7 protein-coding genes are annotated in these 7924 nt (G+C 38.0%); 3 read left to right on the forward strand and 4 right to left on the reverse strand.

The window, feature by feature from the left end:
* From HRT72_12920 to HRT72_12930, 3 genes are all read left to right on the forward strand, one after another.
* Window positions 1–1632, forward strand: a 1632-nt coding sequence (locus HRT72_12920) for a hypothetical protein (protein ID NQY68608.1), incomplete at its 5' end; no start/stop codon positions are given.
* An 82-nt stretch (window positions 1633–1714) separates the two neighbouring features.
* The gene (locus HRT72_12925) at window positions 1715–2113 is read left to right on the forward strand and encodes a response regulator (protein NQY68609.1); all 399 of its coding nucleotides are present in this window, start codon (window positions 1715–1717) and stop codon (window positions 2111–2113) included.
* Window positions 2114–2157: 44 nt separating this feature from the next.
* On the forward strand, window positions 2158–2826 hold the full coding sequence (locus HRT72_12930) for a hypothetical protein (GenBank protein ID NQY68610.1): 669 nt from the start codon (window positions 2158–2160) through the stop codon (window positions 2824–2826).
* On the opposite strand, the gene HRT72_12935 is transcribed toward HRT72_12930, so the two are convergent.
* The 4 genes from HRT72_12935 to HRT72_12950 are packed head-to-tail and all read right to left on the reverse strand — an operon-like array spanning window position 2827 to window position 7587.
* Complete coding sequence (locus tag HRT72_12935; protein NQY68611.1) at window positions 2827–3273, reverse strand: heme-binding domain-containing protein; 447 nt, start codon at window positions 3271–3273, stop codon at window positions 2827–2829. It abuts the gene before it with no gap.
* Between the two features lie 6 nt (window positions 3274–3279).
* A complete protein-coding gene (locus HRT72_12940) occupies window positions 3280–4863 on the reverse strand; it encodes an amidohydrolase (protein ID NQY68612.1) in 1584 nt (527 codons plus the stop codon).
* 10 nt (window positions 4864–4873) lie between these two features.
* Window positions 4874–6316, reverse strand: coding sequence for an NAD-dependent succinate-semialdehyde dehydrogenase (locus HRT72_12945; protein ID NQY68613.1), 1443 nt, complete (start codon window positions 6314–6316; stop codon window positions 4874–4876).
* Window positions 6313–7587: an aspartate aminotransferase family protein gene (locus HRT72_12950; GenBank protein NQY68614.1), complete on the reverse strand. Its 1275-nt coding sequence runs from the start codon at window positions 7585–7587 to the stop codon at window positions 6313–6315. Before HRT72_12950 ends, HRT72_12945 begins: the two co-directional genes overlap by 4 nt.
* Window positions 7588–7924: the final 337 nt, after the last annotated feature.

A 7924-nucleotide genomic window follows, 5' to 3' on the forward strand; every position in this document is an offset into this window, starting at 1 on the left:
GGAACGGTTGGGATTTCAAATATTACTGCTTCTGCAAGCGGCAATACAGTAACTTATAATGGGGCCTCAAGCCAGTCAATATCTGGAATAAGTGAATTTTACAACTTAACTATTGATAATGGAGGAACTGCAACCCTGAATTCAAATGCTAATGTTAATAACGTCCTTACAATTAACCAGGGAGTGCTAGCTCTTGATAATACACTCACACTTGTATCTAATGCATCAGGGACCGCTAGCTTAGCTGAAATCATATCAGGTTCTGTTACAGGTAATTTGGAGATGCAAAGATACCTTAACATTACAGTTTCTGGATTTAAGGACATCACATCACCAATTCAAAATTCTACAATTGCCGATTGGATGCCAGACATATACATCTCTGGATTTACAGGTTCAGATCAAGATAATGGTTGGGTATCAATGTATACTTTCGATGAAAATCTAGATGGGTCAGCAAGCGCTGGATGGGTGGAACCGTCAAATGCAACGGATGTAACAACTTCTAAAGGGCATAGTACATATATGTCGGCTGCTACATACAATTTAAGTGTAACCGGAACTCCGAACCAAGGAGATCAAGTATTTAATTCCTCATCAGCACATCCCATAACATTTACAAATAACTCTACTTACGATGGTTTGAACTACATTGGCAACCCGTTTCCATGTAATATTGATTGGGAACTCGTAGTTCCTTCGGATAGAGTAAATGTTGATGATCAAATTTATATTTTTGATGATACAGGTGGAAACTGGGGAGCCTATGATGGTGCTTCGAATGAAAGCACTCTGGGTGTAACAAATATAATTCCATCTTCGCAAGGATTCTGGATACACGCTACTGCCGACCCTACCCTTACGATTAAAGAATCTCATAAATCCCTTGATCAATCTCAAGACTTCGTTAAAACAGTATTCTACGAATCATCTAGTGTTTTAAAATTAAAAGTAACTGGCGATGTAAATTCATTCTACGACGAAACCGTTCTTATATTCGACCCTAATTCTTCTGAGAATGCAAATGATTTATCAGATATAACGCGACAACTATCGTATCAACCTGCTGCTCCTAGCCTATTCACAACATCTCTTGATGATGCGGCACTTATGTTTAATTCATTACCTGATTATGAACCTAATTTAGAAATCCCTCTTAGCGTACTAGTCGGACCAGGAATGTCCGGAAATTATTCTATCGAGGCTTCCAAAATCGTTAACATGCCAATTGATGGTGATGTATTTCTAGAGGATCTCCTTACAGGAACAATCACAAACATTAACGATAGTAACTCTTATTCGTTTTATGTTTCTGATACAACAACAGCTCCCCGTTTCCTTCTAAAATTCATTGTCACACCCACGGAAACAAAGAATAATCACGCTGGATCAAATAATATTTCGTTATCACCAAACCCAATTAGAGACGTTAGTATTCTTTCTTTCAATAATCCAGATCTATTATATGCAACTATCAACATTCAAAACGAATTGGGACAAGTTGTAATAAATGAAAGCGTATTTGGCGACCATTATTCAATTAGCAAAGACGCTCTTTCTTCGGGAATATTCTGGGCAACAGTTTCAGTTGAAGGCTTCGAACCACAACATATTACTATCGTTGTAGATTAAAGGAATTGTTTCCTTTTATTATCGGCGATTTCACAAAACCTTATTTTATCTCGTACGTAAACGTTAATTCATAGACCTACGTATGCAAAATATTGAAAGGATTCTTCTTGTTGATGATAGTGAGACATCAAATTTTTTGCATGCGAGATTAATTTCCAGAATAAATCCGAATATCGTAGTTGACATTGTTCTCAATGGAAGAAAGGCCATTGACTACTTAAAAGAAACAGACACTCCCCCCGACCTAATAATTCTTGACATTAACATGCCAGTGATGAATGGCTTTGAATTTATGGATGAATACAAAACCATGGATCCTAGTAAAAAAGCCAAGAAACTAGTAAGTATGCTTACGGCATCTACAGCTAATATTCACATCAAAATGGCCCGAGAATTAGGCTATTCTAAATTGTTCATCAAAAAGCCTCTATCAAAAGAAAAACTAGTAGATATCATAAACAAAGCAATCTCTATTGAATAAGGCATCCTATTAATATTCTATATTAGCTTTCAAGCAAGATGGCTATGCAGAAACTCGTCTTTTATATTTTATTAATAACCTCGTTTTCCGGTTGCCTATTGGGTAAAAAATACGATCACCTGCCTCAAACTCAATTCCTGTGGCGAGAAATTGAGATGGACGAAAAGTTCAATCATGATCTTAGTATATTAAAGCTTAATCAAGGTTGCATTGATACGTTAACTGAGAGAGAGAAAGCGGCTATTACTTATCTATCCACCTGGGTTGGAAACGACTGTGATTGGGAAGATGACAATAATCAGTTGGATAATAATCTAAAATGCAAGATTATATCTGCCTTCGATTTAGGTTACCAATGTTCTGATAAGCACATAGGACTATTAACCAAATGGTTCAAAAATGATGAGCAGGCTATGAAGCTTATCGGAAGATGTACCAACATGGAGAGGACTAACAAGTCTCTTACTGGGTTTTATTTTATGGACTTAGCGCGTACTGGAAACCTTTTTATTGTAACCTACGATATATTCGGTGTAGGAATCAAAAATTATTTTTCATTCGAATGGAGCGCAGAAGTCGTATTCGAAATGCTTGAAGACGAAATTAAAATAGTTCGATTTTACGAGACCCCTATTACAAAAGTCAAAATCGACTTACTGCTATACTATCAGATTCACTTAGCACATCCGGATGAAGAGGAAGGAGAGGAATAATTATTCTCTCATAGAATCAGCCCAATCAGCTAACGCTTCTCTTTCTTCTTTTGTTAATTCGGCTTCAGGATGCATGTCCACATAATCATCTAACGGCATCTTACCTTCACTCACCTCTTCTCCAATCTCTTCTAATTTATGATCTGCTTTTTCAGGAGCATAATCAGCCCAAGTGGAAAAATTAAGTTCTTCTCTCGCTTCTTCAATATGATGACCAATCCACCATGAAATTGGTGCAACACTCGTATACCACGGGTATTTAGTTTCGTAAGAATGACAGTCATAGCAAGCATTCTTTAATATTTTCTGTATATCCTCTGGAGGATCTAGAATAGCTATAATATCCTTAGCCGGGTTTACTTCTGGTCTCGACTTATCAATTTGAAATAACTGAGGAACAATCAATAATGCGATTGCTGCCAATAATATTTTCCGCTTTGTTGTCATCTGGTTTTAATTTCTGTTGTAAACTATTTTTCCTGCGAGATAAGTCGTTTGAACTTTAATGTGCTCTATTTCCTCAATTTCCACATCAAGTGGATTCTTGTCTAAAATAGTTAAATCCGCCCATTTCCCCGAAGTAATACTTCCCCTGTTATTCTCATCTCCAGTAGAAATAGCTCCTCCCATAGTATAACCGTAAAGAGCCTCTTCTACCGTTATAGATTCTTCTGGAGAAATCTGCACTCCCTCTTTATCCTTTCTCGTTACAGCGGCTACTATTCCTTTCATAGGATTAAACGATTTAACAACTGGTGCATCAGATGATAATGCAACCGAAATCCCGGCCTCCATCGTAGATCGCACAGGAAACGTATGTTTCAAATAATCATCGTCCAAATACCTTCTAAAATTCGATCCTAATTCAAATAGAAATATTGTTTGCGGAACCGAAATCATGTTATACTTAGACATCGTTTCGAGATGTGATTTTTCCGGCAAACCAAGATGCTCCACTCTATGCCTCATCTCCGAAGGAAATTCATCGCACAGTCGTTTATAAGTACCTACAACAACATCTATTGCATTATCCCCAATAGCATGTGTTCCAATTCTAAACCCTGCCCTATGACCTTCTACAGCCATATCATAAAATCGTTGTTCATCAAAGCGAAGTATTCCTTTCTCTTCGTATCCTTTATAATTCCGTTTCACAGAAGCTGTTTTCCCACTTAGACCACCATCCGAGAAGAATTTAATAGTATCAACTCTTAATTGATCAGACACATGTTTTTCTGGCAATGGCAAAACCTCTGTTCCTCCATCTGGCAAGCGAATAGCCATAACGTTAAAACGTAATTTCAATTTAGATTGGTCGTCTAGATTCTTATACACAGCCATTAACTCTGGCAATACCCCAGGATCTGTAGCGCTTGTAATTCCGTACGATAACAATTCATTTGACGCTGAGTCCAACATTGCTTCATATTGCTCAATTGTAGGTGACGGAATATACTTATGAATTAATCCGAGAGCCGTCTCACAAAAAACACCAGTGGGTTTATTTTCTTCATCTCGTAAAATTATTCCACCAGGAGGTGCTTCCACAGAATCTTGTATTTCACATATTTCCATTGCTTTAGAATTGATGGAAATAATGTGCGCGCAAGTTCTTGTTAGGATAACCGGACGATCTGAAACAACACTATCAATTTCTTCCCTTGTTGGAATTCTTTTTTCTGCGAGAACGGCTTCATTAAACCCCCTTGCCATCAACCATTGTCCTTCAGGTAATCCTTCAGCAAATTCCTTTACCATTTCTAGCATTCGAGTTATTGAAGTAACCCCTCGTAGATCAAGCATAGAAGTTAGTAGATGCCCTACTTTCCAAACATGAATATGGGCATCATTTAATCCCGGTATAAGCGTCTTGCCTTTCAGGTCGACTTCTATAATATTTGAATCAACCATTCCACGAAGAACCGCCTCCTCTCCTATCTCTTTAATATACTGACCTTCAATTAAAACAGCTTCTACATTGGGCTGAGATTTATCTTGGGTTAGAATGTGTCCATTAAAGAAAAGTGTTGCTGACATCTTTTTAATATTATATACCCCCTATGCTAATCAACTTAGACTCCATGTATCCTTCCAATCCTTCCTGACCAGATTCGTGTCCTAAACCGCTTTGCTTAACACCAACGAATGGGACTTCTGTTCCATGTGGATACCAAGTATTTACACCTACCATTCCAAACTCCAATTGCTCTGTAGCTCTTGTAGCAGTATTCAAATCATTTGTCCAAACATAAGATGCTAATCCATATTCTGAACTATTTGCTAGAGCGATCACTTCGTCGAAATCACTAAATCCCACGATTGGCATTATTGGTCCAAAAATCTCATTATTCAATACATGAGCATCCGACTTTAAACCAATAATAACAGTTGGTTCAAAGAAATACCCTTTATCTAAGTATTCCGGGCTGCCACCTCCTGTCAACACATTCACATTCTCATTAACGGACGCGGCCATCATGCCCTCAATTCTTTCCAACTGAATCTGGTTAATTAATGGACCAACATTTACACCATCGTCAAAGCCATTGCCAAGTTTTAATTCAGATGCAGCTTTAGAAGCATGATCCGAAAATTCTGCTATCGCATCGTCATGAACATAAAAACGTTGTGGTGAAACACATACTTGACCATTATTGCCATATTTAACAGCTACTGCCGCTTTAGCTATGCTTTCGATATCTGTATCGGGAAACACTAGTACCGGGGCATTTCCACCTAACTCGAGGTTAAGTCGTGTAAAATTCTTTGCAGATCCTTCAACCAACAAATGTCCTACTCTAGTGCTACCTGTAAAGCTAAGTTTTCTGCATTCTTTGTGCTCTAACATTGCATTACCCACAGCAGCTGCATCCGCATTAACCAAGTTTATTACTCCAGCCGGAATACCTGCCTCTACTAGAATATTAACCATTTCCATACCTGTTAAAGGCGTGTATTCTGATCCTTTTGCAACAACTGTACATCCGGCTGCCAAGGCCGCAGCCCATGCTCTAGCAGGATTATATGCAGGAAAATTCCAGGCAGTAATAACACCCACAACACCTATTGGTTGTTTAATAACCGACATTCTTTTTCCTGGAACTCGAGAAGGTACAACCCTTCCATAAGCTCTTTTACCTTCTTCAGCAAACCATTCAAAAAGATCGGCAGAAACACGCCAATCGATAACAGCTTGCGCCATTGGCTTTCCACTTTCGAGAGTAAGTGTTTTAGCCAAATCCATTAACCGTTCTCTGATTAAATCAGCCGTTTTCTTTAAGATATCTGCTCTTTCATAAGGCGTTTTTCTAGACCATTCTGGAAACGCATTATGCGCAACGTCAATAGCTCTAACACAATCTTCATCACCTGCACCATAAGGAACAGTTCTTACAATCTCTTCTGTAGATGGGTTTATTACGTCCCATTTACCACCATCATAGGCATCAACCCATTCTCCTTCTATAAACTGCTTGTAGGTATAACTCATGCTAATTTTGCTAATTCTTCATCAATAATACTTAACCCTTTTCTGAGCAAATCTTCTTCAATTGTGAGTGGACTTAACACCCTAACAATATTTCCGAATGTTCCTGCGCTCAACATAATCAATCCTCGAGCAGAACATGCTCTCACTAACTGACCACAAAGTTCTCCATTTGGTTCGTCCTTATTTCCATTCTTTACTAATTCAAACGCGAGCATCGCTCCTAGCCCTCTAACATCTCCAATAACAGAATATTTCGATTTCATATCATCGAAACTCGCTCGTATTATATTCCCCACATCAACTCCTTTTTGATTGATATCGATATCCTCCATGAATTTTATCGTAGCCAAAGACGCTGCGCAGCATACAGGATTACCTAAATAAGTCCCTCCAATTGTACCAGGATTAGCCCCGTCCATTACTTCTGCCTTACCCACTACAGCACCAATAGGCATTCCTGATCCCATCGATTTAGCATAAGTAGAAATATCTGGAATAACATTATAATGATGATGTGATGCCCATTTACCTGTTCTTCCAAATCCCGCTTGAACTTCGTCGAAGATTAACATAATGCCATTATCGGTACAAACTTCTCTTAGGCCTTCTATAAACGTTTGTGGAGCTACTGTAAACCCACCTTCGCCCTGTACTAATTCCAAGATTACAGCGGCAACATTTGTTTTATCAACTTCTGATTCTAATCTCTTTCTAAAATCTTCGATAGCGTCTTTTCCAAAATCATCTACACTTTGTCCATTTCCATTCTTGTAATGGTTAGGGAAAGGGAAACGGTGTATACCAGGTACAAACGGACCGCAACCAGTTTTATATGCTTCCTTAAAGGTTAACGACATTGCCATCATACTTCTACCATGAAAGGCTTCACTAAAGCAAATTATATTCTCTTTCCCTGTAGCTTGTCGAGCAATTTTAATCGCATTTTCAACTGATTCAGCACCTGTATTGGTAATCATCACTTTTGTATGATCTCCATGTGGCAAAAGACTTGCTAGCTTTTCTGCGAGATCTAAGTAAGGCTCATAAGTTGCAACATTGAAGCATGTATGAATCATTTTGGCAGCTTGTTTAGAAATTGCTTTAACAACTGAATCGGGACAATGACCAGCATTTACAACTCCGATTCCTCCTGCAAAATCAATTAGTTCATTACCATCAATATCCGTAATGGTCGCGTTCTTTGTAATAACTGCAGTTGCCGTATTAAAAATCCCAATCCCTTTTGGAACAACTGCTGTTCTTCTATCCATCAAAACAGCTCCCTTACTTTTCTCTATTTTTTCCTTTTCCACTTCTAGTATTTTATTAGTTCAACAGTACCCTGCAAATTTAATAGAATTATCTATTCAAAATAGCGGATAACCATTGATGTAATACCTATTAATTCGAACATTCAAGTAAATTTGAATAATCATTATTTGTCTATGAAACCCGATCATTTATTCATCGTCTTATTATTTCTGCTACAAGCTGTAATGCAAGGCTGTAGTGACAACAACATGAAAGTTGAGAATTCGGAATCGATTAGCGAAACGCCCACTACTCTATATTCTGTTTCTAATTCTCAATTTATTTTCACAAATAAAA

Source organism: Flavobacteriales bacterium (assembly GCA_013214975.1).
Taxonomy (GTDB): Bacteria; Bacteroidota; Bacteroidia; order DT-38; family DT-38; genus DT-38.